General features: G+C 40.9%; 23 protein-coding genes and 1 rRNA gene. 15 read left to right on the top strand and 9 right to left on the bottom strand.

What is annotated here, in order from left to right; all coding sequences use genetic code 11:
* Positions 1–5 precede the first annotated feature (5 nt).
* On the top strand, positions 6–272 hold the full coding sequence (locus tag BMZ58_RS15540) for a phosphocarrier protein HPr (RefSeq protein ID WP_075037471.1): 267 nt from the start codon (positions 6–8) through the stop codon (positions 270–272).
* 157 nt (positions 273–429) lie between these two features.
* Here the strand turns inward: BMZ58_RS15540 and BMZ58_RS15545 are convergent, their stop codons facing one another.
* Positions 430–1089, bottom strand: coding sequence for an SDR family NAD(P)-dependent oxidoreductase (locus BMZ58_RS15545; protein ID WP_075037472.1), 660 nt, complete (start codon positions 1087–1089; stop codon positions 430–432).
* A 94-nt stretch (positions 1090–1183) separates the two neighbouring features.
* Between BMZ58_RS15545 and BMZ58_RS15550 the strand changes: the two genes are divergently transcribed.
* The gene (locus BMZ58_RS15550; protein ID WP_075037473.1) at positions 1184–1519 is read left to right on the top strand and encodes a YfhH family protein; all 336 of its coding nucleotides are present in this window, start codon (positions 1184–1186) and stop codon (positions 1517–1519) included.
* Positions 1520–1548: 29 nt separating this feature from the next.
* Here the strand turns inward: BMZ58_RS15550 and BMZ58_RS20840 are convergent, their stop codons facing one another.
* Together BMZ58_RS20840 and sspK are read right to left on the bottom strand one after the other, a co-directional pair.
* The gene (locus BMZ58_RS20840) at positions 1549–1692 is read right to left on the bottom strand and encodes a YpzG family protein (RefSeq protein WP_139207358.1); all 144 of its coding nucleotides are present in this window, start codon (positions 1690–1692) and stop codon (positions 1549–1551) included.
* A complete protein-coding gene (sspK, locus tag BMZ58_RS15560) occupies positions 1685–1858 on the bottom strand; it encodes a small acid-soluble spore protein K (RefSeq protein ID WP_083412827.1) in 174 nt (57 codons plus the stop codon). Before sspK ends, BMZ58_RS20840 begins: the two co-directional genes overlap by 8 nt.
* A 110-nt stretch (positions 1859–1968) precedes the next feature.
* Between sspK and BMZ58_RS15565 the strand changes: the two genes are divergently transcribed.
* A complete protein-coding gene (locus tag BMZ58_RS15565) occupies positions 1969–2235 on the top strand; it encodes a YfhJ family protein (protein WP_075037474.1) in 267 nt (88 codons plus the stop codon).
* 101 nt (positions 2236–2336) lie between these two features.
* Here BMZ58_RS15565 and BMZ58_RS15570 read toward each other — a convergent pair whose 3' ends face one another.
* Positions 2337–3338: a metal-dependent hydrolase gene (locus tag BMZ58_RS15570; RefSeq protein ID WP_075037475.1), complete on the bottom strand. Its 1002-nt coding sequence runs from the start codon at positions 3336–3338 to the stop codon at positions 2337–2339.
* Positions 3339–3398: 60 nt separating this feature from the next.
* Here BMZ58_RS15570 and mutY point away from each other — a divergent pair, with 60 nt between their 5' ends.
* The gene (gene mutY / locus BMZ58_RS15575) at positions 3399–4481 is read left to right on the top strand and encodes an A/G-specific adenine glycosylase (protein WP_075037476.1); all 1083 of its coding nucleotides are present in this window, start codon (positions 3399–3401) and stop codon (positions 4479–4481) included.
* Here mutY and BMZ58_RS15580 read toward each other — a convergent pair.
* On the bottom strand, positions 4478–4702 hold the full coding sequence (locus tag BMZ58_RS15580; RefSeq protein WP_075037477.1) for a cytosolic protein: 225 nt from the start codon (positions 4700–4702) through the stop codon (positions 4478–4480). The genes mutY and BMZ58_RS15580 overlap by 4 nt on opposite strands.
* 277 nt (positions 4703–4979) lie before the next feature.
* Here BMZ58_RS15580 and BMZ58_RS15585 point away from each other — a divergent pair, with 277 nt between their 5' ends.
* The 4 genes from BMZ58_RS15585 (at position 4980) to BMZ58_RS15600 (ending at position 9487) form a co-directional block, all read left to right on the top strand.
* A complete protein-coding gene (locus tag BMZ58_RS15585; protein WP_075037478.1) occupies positions 4980–6050 on the top strand; it encodes a C40 family peptidase in 1071 nt (356 codons plus the stop codon).
* Between the two features lie 113 nt (positions 6051–6163).
* Entirely contained in the window at positions 6164–6340 is a 177-nt protein-coding gene (locus BMZ58_RS15590) for a gamma-type small acid-soluble spore protein (RefSeq protein ID WP_075037479.1), read from the top strand.
* A gap of 775 nt (positions 6341–7115) precedes the next feature.
* Complete coding sequence (ntdP, locus tag BMZ58_RS15595; protein WP_075037480.1) at positions 7116–7643, top strand: nucleoside tri-diphosphate phosphatase; 528 nt, start codon at positions 7116–7118, stop codon at positions 7641–7643.
* Positions 7644–7714: 71 nt separating this feature from the next.
* Positions 7715–9487 carry an ABC transporter ATP-binding protein gene (locus BMZ58_RS15600; protein ID WP_075037481.1) on the top strand — a complete coding sequence of 591 codons (1773 nt, stop codon included), beginning with the start codon at positions 7715–7717 and terminating at the stop codon, positions 9485–9487.
* A gap of 140 nt (positions 9488–9627) precedes the next feature.
* On the opposite strand, the gene BMZ58_RS15605 is transcribed toward BMZ58_RS15600, so the two are convergent.
* The 3 genes from BMZ58_RS15605 to BMZ58_RS15615 all read right to left on the bottom strand — a co-directional run bounded on the left by BMZ58_RS15605 (position 9628) and on the right by BMZ58_RS15615 (position 12600).
* Complete coding sequence (locus BMZ58_RS15605) at positions 9628–10695, bottom strand: FUSC family protein (RefSeq protein ID WP_075037482.1); 1068 nt, start codon at positions 10693–10695, stop codon at positions 9628–9630.
* A gap of 327 nt (positions 10696–11022) precedes the next feature.
* Positions 11023–12318, bottom strand: a complete 1296-nt coding sequence (locus tag BMZ58_RS15610) for a glutamate-1-semialdehyde 2,1-aminomutase (protein WP_075037483.1) — start codon at positions 12316–12318, stop codon at positions 11023–11025.
* A gap of 195 nt (positions 12319–12513) precedes the next feature.
* The gene (locus tag BMZ58_RS15615) at positions 12514–12600 is read right to left on the bottom strand and encodes a YjcZ family sporulation protein (protein WP_074735040.1); all 87 of its coding nucleotides are present in this window, start codon (positions 12598–12600) and stop codon (positions 12514–12516) included.
* A 211-nt stretch (positions 12601–12811) separates the two neighbouring features.
* Here BMZ58_RS15615 and BMZ58_RS15620 point away from each other — a divergent pair, with 211 nt between their 5' ends.
* From BMZ58_RS15620 to perR, 5 genes are all read left to right on the top strand, one after another.
* Positions 12812–13222 (top strand): potassium channel family protein, encoded by a 411-nt coding sequence (locus tag BMZ58_RS15620; protein WP_075037484.1) that lies wholly within the window; start codon positions 12812–12814, stop codon positions 13220–13222.
* Positions 13223–13286: 64 nt separating this feature from the next.
* On the top strand, positions 13287–13757 hold the full coding sequence (bcp, locus tag BMZ58_RS15625) for a thioredoxin-dependent thiol peroxidase (RefSeq protein ID WP_075037485.1): 471 nt from the start codon (positions 13287–13289) through the stop codon (positions 13755–13757).
* A gap of 75 nt (positions 13758–13832) precedes the next feature.
* Complete coding sequence (locus BMZ58_RS15630) at positions 13833–14786, top strand: D-2-hydroxyacid dehydrogenase (RefSeq protein ID WP_075037486.1); 954 nt, start codon at positions 13833–13835, stop codon at positions 14784–14786.
* A 1-nt stretch (position 14787) separates the two neighbouring features.
* Positions 14788–15345 carry a cob(I)yrinic acid a,c-diamide adenosyltransferase gene (locus BMZ58_RS15635; protein ID WP_075037487.1) on the top strand — a complete coding sequence of 186 codons (558 nt, stop codon included), beginning with the start codon at positions 14788–14790 and terminating at the stop codon, positions 15343–15345.
* A gap of 119 nt (positions 15346–15464) precedes the next feature.
* Positions 15465–15908: a peroxide-responsive transcriptional repressor PerR gene (gene perR / locus BMZ58_RS15640; protein ID WP_075037488.1), complete on the top strand. Its 444-nt coding sequence runs from the start codon at positions 15465–15467 to the stop codon at positions 15906–15908.
* A gap of 108 nt (positions 15909–16016) precedes the next feature.
* Here the strand turns inward: perR and BMZ58_RS15645 are convergent, their stop codons facing one another.
* Positions 16017–16391, bottom strand: coding sequence for a YgzB family protein (locus BMZ58_RS15645; protein ID WP_075037489.1), 375 nt, complete (start codon positions 16389–16391; stop codon positions 16017–16019).
* A 134-nt stretch (positions 16392–16525) separates the two neighbouring features.
* Between BMZ58_RS15645 and BMZ58_RS15650 the strand changes: the two genes are divergently transcribed.
* Together BMZ58_RS15650 and BMZ58_RS15655 are read left to right on the top strand one after the other, a co-directional pair.
* Positions 16526–17410 (top strand): nucleotidyltransferase-like protein, encoded by an 885-nt coding sequence (locus BMZ58_RS15650; RefSeq protein ID WP_075037490.1) that lies wholly within the window; start codon positions 16526–16528, stop codon positions 17408–17410.
* A 418-nt stretch (positions 17411–17828) separates the two neighbouring features.
* Positions 17829–18122: ribosomal RNA gene (locus BMZ58_RS15655) — 16S ribosomal RNA — on the top strand; the annotation flags it as partial.

An 18122-nucleotide genomic window follows, 5' to 3' on the forward strand; every position in this document is an offset into this window, starting at 1 on the left:
TTAACATGGCAGAACAAACAATGAAAATCACAGCAGCAGACGGTGTACACGCTCGTCCAGCAACATCTCTAGTGCAAGTAGCAGGTAAATATCAGTCTGACGTCAATATAGAATATAACGGAAAATCCGTGAACATGAAATCCATCATGGGAGTTATGTCTCTTGGAATTCCAAGTGGCGCAGAAGTGACGTTCAAAGCTGAAGGTTCTGACGAAGCAGAAGCTGTAGAAGCAGTTGTTGCTAAAGCGAAAGAAGAAGGTCTTGGAGAGTAATTTCCAGACTACCGCATGAAAGGAGCTTGCCATTTGGCAAGCTCCTTTCATGTATATAAATTTATATAGATTACGAGTAGCCTCTTGACCACTACTGACTCCTAATATGGCAAACGTATCCCTGGATTATCCCCGAAAAGAGGTATATTAGATTAGTTTAACGGTCGATAAAAATTTCTTTACGTCCATCATCCTGGGCAAAGATTTTTTCAGCTACGACCTCTGGGCCTTTAAGTTTTGCTGGATTTCCCACATGATCTGTATCAGCCCAAAAAGGAGTGTTCATCCCTCCCATATAAACCGCTGTAGCAGACATATCCGTTTCTTCCCATTCTTTGTGTAAACTTTCAGTAAAGCCACGAACAGCGAATTTACTTGCACAATAAATGCTCTCGTTCTTTTTCCCTCTAAGGCCAGCGGTGGAAATGATATTCAAAACCCGTCCACTAGACTTTTCGAGCAATGGGAGGGCATATTGAGTTACTAAAATAGTGCCCTTGATATTCGTATCTAATATTTGGTCCACTTGTGCCTCTGTGAAATTGGCTAGCTCTCCGAAATATCCCAGACCCGCATTGTTAATTACGACATGGAGGGTGTCAATCTGTTTCATTGCTTCTTTTATGGAAGCAGGTTCTGTAATGTCGCAAACAATTACTTCTGCTTTACCACCAGATTCGTGAATATCACTCTGAGTGATTTGTAATTGCTTCGTAGTTCTTCCAGATAGAAATATTTTATATCCTTTTTGTGCATAAGTAAGGGCTAAGGCGCGTCCAAGCCCTGTACCAGCTCCTGTAATCCAAACATTCTTCATCATTTTCGCTCCTTAAATTAAACAATATCTTCATATTCATTGTGATAAAACCCTGCTAAAATGTAAAGAGAGCAGGATATTAGGAGGTTTAAATGTGGAAAAAAGATATAGTGAATACACTCAAGAAGAGTTAAGGAATGAAATTGCTGATTTGACAGAAAAAGCTCAAAAGGCTGAACAGCTGGGCATGGTGAATGAGTTTGCGGTCCACGAACGTAAAATTATAATGGCAAGATCTTATATGTTAAATCCGGGCGATTTCCAAGCTGGAGAAACTTATGCTATTGACAGAGACCCTGGTCACAGTTTTTATATAGAATATATGAATGGTGTATTTGCCTGGGGGTATCGACAAAATAGTAAAAAGGAGAAGGTAGGGGAAGAAGAGGAAGCTTTACCTATTGCAATGCTGGGAGAGAAAATCAAGTAATAAATCGGGCACAGGTGTGCCCGATTTTATTAGTTGCGTTTTCGTGCTTGGATTTCTGTGATTTGGTCTGCTTGCGTTTGTTCTGTTTCACCGTTCACCCGACTGCTCATATGTTTGATGCTTCGGTGTGATTGGTTTGCAAAAGCATTAGCTTTGAATTTACGCTTACCCATGGTAATTCCTCCCTACATCGTTGACGTCCCGGTGTCTCGACCTCGCAGCTCTTTCTTGAGGTTTGCTGTTAATTTGGCCGTTTGGACGGAGCGCGAGATATTCACTTTGATCATCCGGGGCATGCGTCATCTTCACATTAGGGAAATTCTTAGCCTTATTACGCATCAGTTATCCTCCTCGTGTCTCTAATGAAGAGACATTGTTAGTGTGTACCTATTCACCATTACTATGTGGTACAATGGTTGTGTAAACATTGCCAAATATGGAGTGGTCCTATGAATGAGATCTACCAGCGTCTAGCTGAGAAATTATATAAAAAAAACCCACAGATGACAATTGAAGAGGCGACAACATGGGTGGAATTGTTGTGGGAGGACTTTGAATCCACTCGCGCAAAAGCGGGACATGATTACCAGGGGAAAAAATTGACAGAACAAATCGTTAACCAGTGGATCGATCATTATGGTCCCCAATTACATGAATTTGTAGCTACAAATCCTAAATACAAGAAAATGCTTGAAAAGAAAGGATATCTTCATTAAGCATCTCTGTGTTGTGTGAATCGTAAATCCATCCGCGCCTTAGGTGCTCATGGAATCGATAAGAAGGAGCCTCTCAATAGTGAGAGACTCCTTCTTTATGTTCACTCCAACTCTCTGGCAGGGGTAAGTTTATTTTGCAATTTCTCTTCGGTGAAGACCCATCCTGTATAGGAGTTTAGCACCTTCAAGTCGTCTCCGTGTTCATCATCTATTTGTGCAAGTGCCACAAATGGATAGCGACCACGGGATCGGTACCGTAAATCGATGAACCTTACCTCTGTGTATTCATCATAATAACTCATCTCATAACGGTATACCGGAGAAAAGGATAAAAAGGCTTTGATGTTATGGTCCGTTAAGGCTTTTTGAACCACTGGATCATCGTAATCAATCGGTTTATTGTTGAATTTATCAAGGATTGTTATATGACCATTTTCTGCTCGTCCCACATAATAATGGTTTGGCGTAGTAATCGCGATACGCCATACATTTTGTTTCATTGTCGGGGAGGTAGCAATTTGCTCGACATCCTCAATATACTCATGAATCAACCTGACAAGCTCTCTTTTGTCGAAATACCTCTTCACATAATATAACGCAATGACGAAATAAATGATCAACCACATGATCCCAGGGTCTGCACCTAAATTCCAAGCCACAATACCGGCGATGTGCAGGGTGAAAATATAAGGGTCGAATGTGTTGATAAACCCATAGGCTACCCACCTTTTTGTAAAGGGACGATAAGCCTGGGTACCGTAAGCATTAAATACATCTACAAAGACATGTAAAATGACAGCTAAGAAAGTCCAAAGCCAAAGATGCAAAAAGTTTACTTCTGGTGTGAAAAGGTAAATGAGGCTCGGAATACTGATCCCCCATAAAAAAACAGCAGGGATCGAGTGTGTGATGCCACGGTGGTGGCGAATATATACAGCATTATTCTTTAGTTTAAGTATTGTGTCTGAGTCTGGTGCTTGAGACCCCACTAATGTCCCGATGAGAACAGCATTAAAAAGAGCGGGGTCTGAGTTGACGACAGGGTCAAGCGTTGCGATTCCTCCTAAGGCGACTCCCATGACAACATGTGTTCCAGTATCCAAGTAACCATACCTCCTTTGACCGGACGTTCATCAGTAGTTTATCACGAAAGGTGAAGAAAGATGAAAAGAACAGATAGAGTTAATTTTATTTTAAATGACTTCGATAAAGACTCTTACAGCAGGGACCTTATTAAATGGTTTAAGGAAGAACAGCGAATCCTTCCCTGGAGAGAAAATCAAGATCCTTATCGAGTATGGGTATCAGAAATTATGCTCCAACAAACAAAAGTTGATACTGTAATACCTTATTTTCATCACTTTTTAGAAAAATTCCCTGACCTTAAGACCTTAGCGGAAGCAAATGAGCAGGAAGTGCTTAAAGCATGGGAAGGTCTAGGATACTATTCCCGTGCAAGAAATTTGCAAAACGCAGTCAGGGAAGTAGTGGAAGAATATAATGGCGTTGTCCCCGCGAACCCTGTTGACCTGGGGGGATTGAAAGGTGTCGGTCCTTATACAAAAGGTGCTATCTTGAGTATAGCTTACGACACTCCGGAACCCGCGGTGGATGGTAATGTCATGAGAGTATTATCAAGAGTCCTTCGTATCGAGGAGGATATAAGCAAGCAAAGTACAAGGAAGTTATTTGAAGAACTTGTACGCGAAATTATTTCACATGAGGATCCTTCTTCTTTCAACCAGGGACTCATGGAGCTAGGAGCTCTTATATGTACACCCAAAACACCATCCTGTATGTTGTGTCCCGTTCAATCACATTGCCGCGCATTTGATGAAGGGTTAGAAACCGAGTTACCGGTAAAATCATCTAAGAAAAAACAGAAAAAATCCCCCTATTTATTGCTGTTGATACAGAATGAGAAAGGAGATATCTTAATAGAACAAAGACCGGAGGATGGGCTCTTAGCAAGCCTCTGGCAATATCCGATGGTCCCTTTACAAGACATTGATAGAGACTCCGTCCCTCATTGGTTTTATGGAGAATATGGATTAAATATAGAACTGGGAGAATCTTCGGGACAGATTAAACATGTTTTCTCTCATTTGATTTGGGAAATGGAAGTCGTCAAAGCTAAAGTTGTAAGTGGCAACCTTGACCATGGTCGTGCAAAATGGATGAACAACTCAGACATAGAGGACTATCCATTCCCTGTTTCCCACCAAAAAGCCCATTCCTTATATTAATCAATGACAGGATGAGTGCCGCTGGTCCATGTAGCTTCTTGCTGCTGCAGGCCACCACGGCGCTTTATTTCTTCATTGATTTCCCTTAAAAGGGTAATACCTTCTGCATTTAAATAGGGAGAGGACTGAGAAAGAGCGTAGTGGAAATAACCCAGTTCCTTTTCTTTCCAATCTTGTTTTGCTTCCATTGTCAATGCTGATAAATCTCTTCCTACATACATGATTCCTGCCTCCTTCATAGTTAATATGTGTATGTAGACTGCTCTAATACATAAAGAAGCCACCTGGAAAAGTTATACCACGCTTGCAAGTAACAAACTTGTAACGCAAATGTAACGAAACGGGGTAAACACTTATCAGACAAGGTTTTAAGGCAATTTGTAGGCATTTGTAGAAGATTTGGTGTATTTACAAATTGTTGGCATTTAGGAATAATAGGACATAGGTTATTTGACCAAACAATTTTAACAATTTATACATAGGGGAGAATAAAAATAAATGAATAAAAAGAAATTGGCAACAACTGTCAGTGGGGCTTTGATTGGGGCATCTTTGTGGGGAACTTCTGTTTTTGCTGATGAATTGCATAAAGTGAAGTCTGGAGATACACTGTGGAAACTTAGTTCTCAATATGATGGTTCTATTTCAGAAATCAAATCGTGGAACAATATTGATTCAGATATTATATATGTTGGCCAAACTTTGATTGTTGAAAAAGGAACATCAGCTACAACTCAGTCAAACTCATCTTCAAATTCTTCTAGCTCTAATAGTACATATACTGTTAAATCGGGGGATAGTTTATGGGTAATTGCAAACCGTCACAGCCTGTCGGTTTCCAAACTGAAAAGCTTAAACAACTTAACAGGTAACATCATTCATCCCGGACAAAAGCTTACTATTACAGGTAGTTCATCAAGTTCAAACAGCACGGATACATCATCTTCCAGCAATAGTTCAAGCTCTGCAAGTCCTTCACAAACAAGTACGTATACTGTGAAGAGTGGCGATTCTCTATGGTTAATCGCAAATAATCATGGAACTTCTGTTTCAAATTTGAAGAATATAAATGGATTGTCCAGCAGCACCATTTATGTTGGTCAAAAGTTGAAAGTGAGTGGAGAAGCTTCCTCTTCTAACTCTTCTTCCGACTCTAGTCATACTTCTACCACGAATACATCATCTTCAAACTCAGGATTTGTTGATGGATTAATTCAAGAAGCTAAAAAGCATATTGGAACCCCTTATCGTTGGGCTGGAACATCTCCTGCTGGTTTTGATTGCAGTGGTTTCCTTCAGTATGTATACGCTCAAGAGGGTGTCAGCATCCCACGTACGGTAGCTTCTATTTATGCGGATAGCCGTATGAGTTCTGTAAGTGGATCCAATCGCCAAGTAGGGGATATCGTCTTCTTTGAAACGTACAAGCCTGGTGCATCTCATGCTGGTATTTATGTTGGTGACAATCAATTTATCCATACAGGTTCTACCAACGGTGTAGAAATCAGTTCATTATCCAGTAACTACTGGAGTCAACGTTACATCGGTACAAAGCGACTATCCCATTAATAACAATGAACCGCTCCTTATTTAGGTGCGGTTTATCTTTTTGAGAAAAAATATTTTTTTTGGAATGAAATATAGACCTCCTGCGCACAATAATTTTTGCGGAGGTGATAAACATGGCTAAGCAACCGAAACAAAACAAAACAGCTTCTGGTACAGACGTAAATCACGTGAAACAACAAAACCAACAAGCTGCTCAAGGGAAGTCCCAATACGGTGCTGAATTCGCTCAACAAACTGACGCTCAGCAAGTACAGCAGCAGAACCAAAAGTCTCAGGCTAAGAAAAAGTAACCTGAGTAGTTGGTAGGTTGGCCAGGCTGTTTTATTAGCCTGTATCAATCCCCCGAATGAAGAAGTCGCCCCTGAAGCGGGCGGCTTTTTTTATTTACATATTTCCTCCATCTTCAACTAACTGGCAGTATTCTGGAAGACTCGGTTTCGAGACTTTTTGGTAAGTTGGTAGGGCTGCGGGGAATGACTCGCTTTCCGAGGGAGCGCCGTGAGCCTCCGCAGGCCTTGCGGGGTCTCACCAAGCACTCTCTTCCCGCAAGAGTCTCGCCATTCCCCTCCGCTTCTTTGCCATATCAGTGTCTCGAAACCACTTCTGGGGAACTCTGCTTGTATGCTCAAGCGAAGGGGATAATATAAATCGCCCCAATGGTCTTTACAAGCGTCACAGTTTGAAATAGAGCGCTTTATATTTATTATGAGTGGGGAAGACGTCCCATCTTGGTAGAGGGGTTCGTTTCTCACCTCCATCGGATGGGGTTGTGGGGAAGCTGGGAGACTCCCGTGGGAGAAGGAGATAGGCGAGATCCCACAGGACGCAGTCCGAGGGAGCTCGGCGCTCCCCCACAGGAAAGCGAGTAGCTTCCCAACCACCCCTGACGCCCAACAGGGCAACGAACCCCGGAAACATCTCGAAACTGTGTCTTACAGAATAGGGAGCTTTAGTGGGGGAGGGGGATTTTGTAATTTTAAAGCGGTCAATTTGTTTTCATTCCAGCCCATTTGTCGTTATAATAGACAGAAGGTGCAACGGATAAAGAAGGGAAGGGGGGATTTTATGCCCGGCCCAGAAGCAGGAAAACGGATTGAAATCCAAAGTTATAAACATAATGGGCAGTTACACCGAGTTTGGGATAGTACTACGGTTTTGAAAGGGACAAGACATGTCATCATCGGAGCTAATGATCGTACCACAGTTACCGAAAGTGATGGTCGCAGGTGGATTACCAGAGAACCTGCGATCTGTTATTTCCATTCCAAATATTGGTTCAATATAATAGGGATGTTAAGAAATGACGGGGTCTATTATTATTGCAATATCAGTTCTCCTTTTGTTTATGAAGAGGAGGCGATCAAATATATTGATTATGATTTGGATGTCAAAATATTCCCGGACATGACATATAAAATCCTGGATGAGGATGAGTATGAGATCCATAAAAAGAGGATGAATTATCCTTATGTATTAGACAGAATCCTCTATAATAACATCGATATATTGATCAGATGGATTCGTCAGCGGAAGGGACCTTTTTCCCCGGAATTCATTGATCAGTGGTATGAAAGATACTTGACGTATAGATGATAAGCGATTGCGCACTTATAAAAAGTGCGCTTCATTGTTTTTTTGAATGGTTTAAGAAAGAAGGTGTTTTTTTGGGCAGTATTAAACGATATTTACGCTTTGTGAAACCCTATAAAGGGAAAATCATACTGACTGTGCTTATTGGTGTTGTTAAATTTTCCATTCCTTTGTTAATGCCTCTTATTATCAAATATGTAATAGATAATATCGTTAATGCTGAGGAATTGTCGCAACCAGAAAAATTTGACCACCTATTTTGGTTGATGGGAGGGGCTTTTCTTGTATTTCTTGTTTTACGCCCTCCTATTGAGTATATACGACAATATTTGGCTCAGTGGATAGGAAGTCATATCCTATATGATATTAGGGAAAAGCTGTTCGATCATATCCAACGATTGAGTTTACGGTTTTATTCCAGAACGAAAACAGGGGAAATTATTTCGCGCGTGATCCATGACGTTGAACAAACGAAAACTTTCGTTATTACTGGTCTTATGAATATATGGCTGGATATGATTACTATCGTCATTGCTATTATCATTATGCTTACAATGGATCCATGGCTTACCCTTGTCTCTATCGCACTATTTCCTTTGTATGGTTTTGCAGTTAAGTTTTTTTATGCAAGGTTACGAAAGCTTACACGCGAGCGCTCTCAAGCGTTAGCAGAGGTTCAAGGGCACCTGCATGAGCGTGTTCAGGGTGTACCAGTAACAAGGAGCTTCGCTTTAGAAGAACATGAACAGAATCAGTTCGATGCGAAAAATAAGAATTTCCTGGACAAAGCGATTACGCATACGAACTGGAATGCTTATACCTATTCCGTGACGAATACAATTACGGACATAGCGCCATTGCTCGTAATTACTTTTGCAGCCTATCAAGTTATTACAGGTCCACTGACAGTCGGGACGATGGTCGCCTTCGTCGGTTATATGGACCGTGTTTACAACCCGCTTCGTCGTTTAGTCAATTCAGCGACCGTGTTGACGCAATCCATTGCTTCTATGGACCGTGTATTCGAGTTTGTGGATGAAGAATATGATATCGTCGATCATCCTGGAGCGAAAAAAATGGACAATGTACGGGGGGATGTCCATATTGAAAACGTGTCGTTCAGATATGATGAAGAAGACCCGCTTGTCCTGAAAGATGTGAATATAAATATTAAACAAGGGGAAACAATTGCCTTTGTGGGGATGAGTGGCGGAGGGAAATCAACGCTCATAAGTTTGATTCCACGTTTTTATGATGTAACCTCGGGCAGTATTTCTATTGACGGAACGGATATCCGTGACTTTGAAGCTCGCTCTTTACGCGATAATATTGGAATGGTGCTTCAGGATAATATTCTCTTTAGTGAATCGATTGCGATGAATATCCGTATGGGGAACCCAAATGCTACAGATGAAGAAATGATTGAAGCGGCCAAAGCGGCTAATGCACATGATTTTATTATGGACCTGCCAAATGGATATGAAACCCTTGTTGGTGAACGGGGGGTTAAACTTTCTGGAGGGCAGAAGCAAAGGGTGGCCATAGCTAGAGTATTCTTGAAAAACCCACCTCTTCTTGTGTTGGACGAGGCGACATCTGCGCTTGACTTAGAAAGTGAACACTTAATACAGAGTGCGCTTGAACGTCTAGCTTCTGACCGGACTACGTTTATTGTCGCACACCGGCTTTCCACAATCACACATGCAGACCGAATTGTGCTAATTGAGAATGGGGAAATAGTAGAAGTGGGATCACACCAACAATTAATGCAAAAGAAAGGCCACTATTATGATTTGTATCAAGTGCAAGAACTGGATGACTCTGCAACACAATATCTGGGAACGTAATGACTTAGAAAGTGGATAAATGAGTTCGAGTTCGTCCTCTTATAAAAATGCTCAGAGCAAATTCGCTCTGAGCATTTTTAATTAATCTTCCAGGGGAAAAGCTTTACGTCTGCTTTTGTTCTGGTTTTCCAAAAATCTTTTTATTTTTCAGACGTCTGGATAAAGTCATCCTGGTGGTGAGTTTGGTAACTTTTCAATAATTTTTTCAATCGTTCAAGCTGATAATGGTATTCCATCAGTTGAGAAGCTAGAGGAAGGAAAACAAGCTTATCAGGATTGTTGCTTTCTTCATACACATGCATTAGGCGTTCGACAAGTAAGGGGATGTCGGGTTCCTCTATTTGTCTTAATGATTGTTTGTGTGTATTTTTAATGCGTCCTTTCAAGCTTAATATAAGTTTCTCATGTGCATTGATTAATTTGTCGAGTTCTTGTACTACGGCATCTTGAAAATCTTCAGGGATTTGTTCAATTTTGTGTTCCAATCGGTAAAAAGCTTTCAGGACATCAAAGGATTTCTTTGTTGTTGTGATCAACTGTCTGAATAATACTTGCTTTCTCCCCTTGGAAAAACGACTTCCTTTGAAGTAAGTCCTTTCTTCTGAGTAGAGAAGATAGGTATGATCGACCCAACGCATATCATCCTGTAACCTGGTGATTTCATATTTAAGAGCGGGCTCGTCAGATAGCTGTCTTGTTGTTACTCGGAGCCACTGCAATATATCATTTGTAGCATGATCGATTTTTGAAAATAACCTCGTCTCATATCTTGGTGGTAAAAAGACTAGGTTTACGATAAATGCAGCTAAAATACCAAGTAGCATAGAACTGAAACGTGAGCCTGCGAAGTATAAGAAAGTTTGATCCGTAGTGTCCATTAGGGCGATAACGGCTACAACGGCAAGGGCGATAGTGTTTTCGTTCATTTTCAAAGATGTTGTCAAGCCAATGACAAGGATAATCGCAAATCCAACGATGAATGGGTCGTTTCCAAGAGTGAAAACAGCAATGATAGCTATAATTGCCCCGATTGAATTTCCCTGGATTTGCTCAATAATGGACTGGTAAGATCGATAAATAGAAGGCTGGATGGAAAAAACAACAGCAATTGCAGCTAGAAGAGGGGAGATAAACCCAATCAATTGACCGATATAAAGGGCGATCCCTACCGCTAATCCTGTCTTCATCATTCGTGCGCCTAGTTTCATAAAAGACATCATCCTTTTCTGGTGCAAAAATCCCTTTTACATAAAATAAGTAGTTTATAGTTTATTTTCAAAAAGGCGGATGCCATTATTATACATGATTTATAAAAAGATAGAACCAAAGAAAAAGCTTATGCGAGTGATTCGCATAAGCCCAGAAGGAACCAGCAGGAGCTGGAACCTATGAAAAGGGAAAGAAATGAAACAAAGATCATAATTCGTGGGAATATTCAGAATTATAAATATATAATAGCATGAACTTTTCTAGTAATCAACTCCATCAGCACAAAATAATAGAAAAAGCCCCTCTAATGAAAGGGGGCTTTTGAATCAACCGTCTGCCATCGTACGGAATGTATTTTCCACGGCTGCTAATGTGATATCAATGTCTTCATCTGTATGGGCGGTAGTTAGGAACCATGCCTCATATTTAGAAGGGGCCAGGTTAATTCCTTCTGCAAGCATCAGCTTGAAAAACCTTGCGAACATTTCCCCATCCGTATTTTCTGCTTGCTCATAATTCTCCACTTTTTCTTCAGTGAAATAAACAGTCAAAGCGCCCTTCAAGCGGTTGATTTGGACAGGAATACCAAACGAATTGGCATGTTCTAATATCCCATTTTCTAAGCGTCCGCCAAGACGGTCCATTTCATCATAAACGTCCTTTTGTTGAAGAACTTCCAAACAAGCAATACCTGCAGACATCGAGGCAGGGTTTCCAGACATTGTACCTGCTTGATAAGCGGGACCTAATGGAGCTACCTGTTCCATAATATCTGCTCGGCCACCGTAAGCCCCTATTGGTAAACCACCTCCAATAATCTTACCCATAGCTGTCATATCAGGTTCAATGTTTAATAGCTGTTGAGCACTTCCGTAGGTAAAGCGGAAAGCTGTAATGACTTCATCATAAATGACGAGAGCGCCGGCTTCGTGTGTAAGTTCGTTGACTTGCTCGAGAAAACCTGGTTTTGGTTCTACGATACCGAAGTTTCCGACGATAGGTTCCACGAGAACACCTGCAATCTCATCTCCGAATTTATCTAAAGCTTCTTTGAAAGGTTCGATATTGTTGAAAGGTACGGTTATGACATCCTGAGCAATTGATGCGGGAACCCCAGCTGAATCAGGTGTTCCTAATGTAGAAGGGCCGGACCCTGCGGCTACAAGCACTAAATCCGAGTGCCCGTGATAACATCCAGCGAATTTGATGATTTTGTTTCTTCCCGTGTAAGCCCGTGCGACACGAATTGTTGTCATGACGGCCTCTGTTCCGGAATTGACAAACCTTACTTTATCCAATGAAGGGATGGCTTCCTTCAGCATTTTAGCGAAACGGTTCTCGAGTACCGTGGGTGTGCCATACAAAACCCCATTCTGTGCAGCCTTTGTGATCGCTTTTGTGATATGAGGGTGGGCATGACCAGTAATAATAGGTCCGTATGCTCCTAAATAATCGATGTATTCATTGCCGTCTACGTCAAAAAAGCGGGATCCTTCTGCGCGTTCCATATAAATGGGCGTACCCCCGCCGACACCTTTATAAGCTCTGGATGGTGAATTGACTCCACCTACAATATGTTCGTTTGCTTCTTTATATAATTGTTCCGATTGAATATAGTTCATTGATACCCTCCTATGCCATTTATTCTGTTCTATTGTAGCACGCTTGTCCATGAAGTCCGAAAAAGCTACTCCACGGGAAAATTACCCGAGGAGTAGCTTAACTGAGATCTCTTCACTCTAGAGCGTTGAAACAGTATTCCGATCGTTTGCGAGGAAAGAAGCATAGAGCTCATTTTCACTCAACACGAGCTTATTTTAGTATACGAATGCTGCACCAACGATGATTAGAAGGATGAAAAGAACAACGATTAGCGCAAAGCCTCCGCCATATCCGTAACTCATTCACAATTCCCCCTTTCCATTGTTTACTGTATCTTATGCAGGAATGTAGAAAGGGGCTGTGCATTCGCCCGTTTTTGAAATGAAAATATACGTTTTATAGGAAGGGGTGATTTCTGCTGTAGCATAAAAAGGTGAACAAGCTCATAAGAACAATTAAGAGATCTTTACTAATCATTTATCTCTTTTGTTCTTAAAGGAAGGAGCTTTCTATATGATCACTATCATTATCAGTGCTCTTTCTCTCGCATTTATTGGAGCTAGCCTCCGTCAGATTTTTCATTCATTAGAGTTTGAACATAAAATATTTTCCATTCAGTTATTTGTTTCCATCATGTTATTGTATACGATTGTTATGGTAGGCTTTGGTATCATTTATGCTGCGCTCATCATCCAAGGAATTGATGTGTATTATGAGGAAATACCATTCAAATACGATTATTGGATGAGCGAAGTCATCCGAAGCATCTATTTCAGTGGGGTTACATTATTCACTGTTGGTTATGGAGATATTATCCCGGTCGGAGTAGGAAAATGGATTGCGATAGTGGAGGCGATGATCGGTTACACTCTTCCGGCAGCTTTAGTCGCGAAGGTCTGGTTGAAACATAAAAGTGAACGCTGATATTGGAAGTTTACTCGTAATTAATGTACCCTAGGGTTGAGAAACCAATTAGGAGGGTCCTATAATGACAGTAGAAAAAGGTAAACAAGTAACAGATTTTACATTGCCAGCAAATAATGGCGAATCCGTATCCTTATCTGATTATAAGGGGAAAAATGTCGTCCTTTACTTTTATCCGAAAGATATGACCCCAGGGTGCACCACAGAAGCTTGTGATTTTCGAGATCAACACGAAAAATTTGAAGACCTTGATGCTGTAATCTTAGGTGTAAGTCCAGATCCTGTGGAATCACACGAAAAGTTCATCAATAAATATGACCTGCCATTTCTTCTATTAGCGGATGAAGATCACCAAGTCGCTGAACAGTTCGGTGTGTGGAAACTTAAGAAGAATTTTGGTAAAGAATATTATGGTATTGAACGTTCTACTTTCATCATCGATAAAGAAGGAAATCTTGCAGAAGAATATCGTAAAGTGAAAGTACAAGGTCACGTAGAAGCAGCACTTGAATATATCCGTGAAAACCTAAAATAATTCAGGAACCATAGTCAAGAAGTGACTATGGTTTCTTTATAGTCTAATATAGAAGAAAAAGGGGGAGGGGTCCTTGTGAAGGTCGTTTCTGCTATAAAAAAAGTACCTGGCGATATTCAAATGCATCTTCAGACTAAATTCTCTGATGTCACGTTTGTTTTCTGTCATGGCATGGGGGAGGCCGAGTATTATCTGGAAGAAGCGGATGTATTCATTACATATGGCGAAGACTTAGATGCAGAAAAAATTAAAGCCGCCAAGAAATTGAAATGGATTATGGTTTTATCTGCTGGAATGGACCGAATGCCATTCGAAGAAATTTCTAAAAGAGATATCCTTGTAACGAATGTGAGAGGCATTCATGCGCAACCTATGGCTGAGTATGCAATTTCCATGTTACTGCAAGTTTCCCGTAAGGCAAAGACATTACTGGGGCAAGAGCAGAAGGAAGAATGGAACCGTCGCCCAGTCATGAATGAAATAAGTGGAAGAACAATGGTGCTTTTAGGGACAGGAGCCATTCCACAAGAAGTCGCCCGCCTGGCAAAAGCTTTCCATATGAAAACTATAGGCCTTTCAAAATCCGGGCGAACTCGTCCCCACTTCGATAAAGTATATCCAGTACAGCAAATCGATTCGGTTCTGGCGGTTGCTGACTTCATCGTAGCAGCACTGCCTAGCACTCCAGATACTAAACATATGCTGACCGCTGATCAGTTTAAAAGAATGCCGAAGCATAGCATCTTTTTGAATATGGGAAGAGGGGACCTTGTATCATCTGAAATCATTCTGAATGCGGTTAGGGGAGGAGAAATTGACCATGCGGTTTTGGATGTGTTTGAGGAAGAGCCTTTACCGGCAGGTCACCCTTTGTGGAAAGAAGAAAATATAACTATCACTCCGCATATTTCAGGGATTTCTCCCCAGTACATCCCAAGAGGTTTTGCTCTTTTTGAGGAAAATTTGGAAGTGTTCCTAAGTGGGGAAGGCACATTGAAAAATATCATTGATCCAAAACGGGGGTATTAGAATGAGAATATATACACGTTCAGGTGATAAGGGGCAAACATCGTTAATATACGGCCAGCGGGTAGCAAAGAATGATATAAGGGTGGAAGCATACGGAACTTGTGATGAAGCGAATTCAACTATCGGACTTGCCCTCAGCCATTTGAAGGGAGAAAGTTGGAATGATAAAGAGGCGTTCCTGCTGACATTTCAAAAGGTACAGACGATTCTTTTTCACGTGGGAGCCGAACTTGCTACACCACAAGGGAAGGAAGTATTGTGGAAGTTGAAAAAGGAACATATCGATCAGCTTGAAAGGCAGATTGATGAATGGGACCAGTCACTGGAACCGTTGAAAAACTTTATCCTTCCATCTGGGCACCAGGCTTCGGCCTGTTTTCATCTGGCTAGAACGGTAGTTCGGAGAGCGGAAAGAATAGCCGTTGCGTTAGAAAATGAACTGGATAATCCACTCGTTGTATCTTACTTAAACAGACTTTCAGATTTCTTATTTGTAGCGGCAAGGTACGTAAACCGTCAACTTGGCGGAGAAGAAACGGTTCTAGACCCGGAGGTATAAGTTCCAGCTTGGACCAGGGCTTTATATTGACAATTGCTTTATAAAAAGGTTAGACTAATTGTAAGGATTCTAATTTAATAATATTATAAATCAAGAATCAGATTATGGAAGCGAGGTGCATGACCGTGTCCGATCATCGACTCCAAGATGCCATTGATACATTGAAAGGCTCTGGTGTGCGAATAACTCCACAGCGTCATGCGGTGCTTGAATATCTGCTCAATTCTATGACTCACCCGACAGCTGATGAAATTTACAAGGCATTAGAAAGTAAGTTTCCAAACATGAGTGTCGCAACGGTTTATAATAATCTTCGCGTGTTCAGGGAAATTGGTTTAGTACGTGAGCTCACATACGGAGATTCTTCCAGTCGCTTTGATTGTAATACTAGTGATCACTATCATGCGATTTGCGAATCATGCGGTAAGATTGTCGACTTTCACTATCCTAGTTTGAATGAAGTGGAGTCATTAGCTGAACAGGTGACTGGATTCAATGTAAGTCATCATCGCATGGAAGTTTATGGAACGTGCACAGAATGCCAATCGAATAATACACATTAAAACTGGAAGCTGAGGGCTTTCAGTTTTTTTGAAAATAATACATCATTAAAAAGCTCCGCTTAATAGCGGAGCTTTTCATATTTCCCTCTAATGATGATACAACATTTTCTAGTGACCTTGTGTTTCCTGTTTTTTGTATCGTTTAGTATTATATTTCTCATCAAATTCTTTACCTTCTAAGGTTTTATCCATCGTTAAAGGTTGATCACAATGCATGCATGCATCCACTCGGCCCAGCATCTTTGTAGGTTTTTCGCAAGATGGGCAGACAATTTGCACAGTCTTAGTGGAAAGCATTCCTATCCAAAAATACACCACTGTACTAAGTCCAACAAAACCCATTCCTAAAAGCATGAAGATCGCCATCAGCCATGTCGTTTCTTTAAAAAGTAATCCGATGTACATAACACCGATACCGAGAAAAATGAGCCAGAAGGCAAAGGAACGAATTTTGTTGATCTTGTTACTGTATTTTAACGCCACTAAGGGTCCCTCCTTACTATCTATCACGTAGTATAGCATATTTTCTGCGGGCAAATATATTAGGAAAAAAGGAATTTGCAAAATAATAGCGAATAAACAAAGATGAAAGGGAAATTGAATGTGGGGGAAAGAAAATGGAAGATCTATTACGGCCGATTTACCAAGAAAAAGCGAGCCAAAACAATACGCTTGGCGTTCTCATATTAGAAAAGAAAAAACCGATCAGCCCTGTGACAGATAATTTTGATGTGATTCTTTTTATCATAGTGCGAGATGCGGAGGAATTGTGGTATGTCAAACACTATGAATATGAAGATAAATCAGCAGCTATGCATATTGTAGATGAAACATTATTACAGCATTGGATTGATACGAGTTCCTATCGGCGAGCGGTTGAATGGGTAATAAATGGCAGTATCATCTTTGAAAGAAATGAATATGTATCCAAATTGAAAGAACATCTTAGGGAATTCCCGCAGCAAACCCGTAATTTGAAAAAGGCGATCGAGTTCGCCAAACTTATTCGCAGTTATAGCGAGTCGAAAGATCTATATGATTCTGAGCAATATTTGGATTCATTTAGCCGAATGGTCAATTCTCTTCATTATCTTGCTCGTTTATCGATAATAGAAAAAGGGTTCCATCCTGAAGTGACTGTGTGGAATCAAGTGAAACGTATTGAACCTGAAATCTATAAACTGTATCAGGAGCTGATTGAAAGTGACGAACCTACAGACAAGCGAATACAATTGATGATTCTTGCTGTGGAGCATTCGGTTAGTAAACGGTCGAGGTCGAGTGCCCAACATCTATTGCAACTTATGAAAGAAAGGGAAGAACCTTGGTCATTTGGGGAGTTGAAAGTCCACCCTGAAATCCAGGAATATATCCTTGATCTATCATCTATGATTGAATATCTTGTGGATCACGGTGTAATAGAAGTGGTTTCGGAAGACACAAAAGGTCCGTATATCTTTCATAGAAAGTATAAGGTCGTGAAACAAGAAGGTGAATTATAATGAAAAACCCCCTTTTTCAACTCTTTCATTGAAAAAGGGGGTTTTTGAAAAAAGTTATTGACGTTCATAACATCCCCATGCTATATTTATAAGCGTCGCATTAAGAGAGCGACAAAAACAACAAATAATTTATCGCAAAAAAGTTATTGACACTATCGAGTGAACGTGATAAATTATTATTTGTCGCGTTAAGAGAGCGATAAGCCGCAAACAACTTAACAAAATAAATCATAAAAAGTTGTTGACGAAAACGACAAGAAATGATATATTTATTAAGTCGCTGTTTTGAAGCGGCAAACAAAACATTTGATCTTTGAAAACTGAACGAACCAACCAGTACGTCAAGAAATCCCTTCTATAATAGAAGAGAATCAAAACAAGCACATTCGGTGTGCAAACGAGCAAGTCAAACTTAACTTTTATGGAGAGTTTGATCCTGGCTCAGGACGAACGCTGGCGGCGTGCCTAATACATGCAAGTCGAGCGCGGGAAGCGAGTGGATCCTCATCTGAGGTGAAGCTCGTGGAACGAGCGGCGGACGGGTGAGTAACACGTGGGCAACCTGCCTGTAAGACCGGAATAACCCCGGGAAACCGGGGCTAATGCCGGGTAATACTTTTCTTCGCATGAAGGAAAGTTGAAAGATGGCTTCTCGCTATCACTTACAGATGGGCCCGCGGCGCATTAGCTAGTTGGTGAGGTAACGGCTCAC

It is taken from the genome of Halobacillus dabanensis, assembly GCF_900114165.1.
Classification (GTDB): Bacteria; Bacillota; Bacilli; order Bacillales; family Halobacillaceae; genus Halobacillus; species Halobacillus dabanensis.